The organism is Idiomarina sp. UBA4206, from assembly GCF_002383015.1.
GTDB lineage: Bacteria > Pseudomonadota > Gammaproteobacteria > Enterobacterales > Alteromonadaceae > Idiomarina > Idiomarina abyssalis.
The window spans coordinates 72,440-73,032 of the sequence record NZ_DFTS01000019.1; the positions used below are offsets into that span (position 1 = coordinate 72,440).

Consider the following 593-nt stretch of genomic DNA (forward strand, 5'->3'; position numbering starts at 1 on the left):
TTTTCTTATGAAGCTTCTCAGTCTCTGGCTTCTGAAATGTCTGAAATGGCGACAAATGAGCCAACTGACAACACCATTTGGTATTTAATTGGTGGGGTTGCCGCTGTGATTGTTGGCCTCTACGCGGTAATTCGCGGAAAATAACGGATTCGGTTAGCCAGGCGTATCAACCTGATACGTCTGGCAATCGCAATGCACTAAAGGTTGCAATAACGCCTATAGCAGCCAGCACCCACAGTACCGCAGCTACGCCGTAAGCAGCATCAACCCAGCCCAACAATAAACCCGCTAAAAGCACAACACCCATTACTGTGTTAGATACGGCGGTCAATTGCGCTCTATTATCCTGAGTTGCCATATCCACCAAGTAAGTTTTTCGCCCAACCCTGGCACCATGGTGAGCCACCGCTGAACTGAACAGCAAAGCAGCTGCCACCCATTGCATACCTAACGCATCAGGAGCCCAATAATAAAGGGCTAAAGCTATCCCCATAACCAGGGTCGACATAACGGAAGCGGCAGCCATAACATGATGACTGGCTGAGTCAGACCAACGCCCCCAAAAACGCCCTGCCAGTAAACCAGCAAGCCCA

At 49.9% G+C, this 593-nt stretch carries 1 protein-coding gene and 1 pseudogene; one reads left to right on the forward strand and one right to left on the reverse strand.

From position 1 onward, the window contains the following. The first annotated feature begins 45 nt into the window (after positions 1-45). Positions 46-144 carry a DUF3185 family protein gene (locus B3180_RS04280; protein WP_286843239.1) on the forward strand — a complete coding sequence of 33 codons (99 nt, stop codon included), beginning with the start codon at positions 46-48 and terminating at the stop codon, positions 142-144. A 22-nt stretch (positions 145-166) separates the two neighbouring features. Here B3180_RS04280 and B3180_RS04285 read toward each other — a convergent pair. Beyond that, positions 167-593 (reverse strand): annotated as a pseudogene (locus tag B3180_RS04285) (MFS transporter permease); the annotation flags it as partial.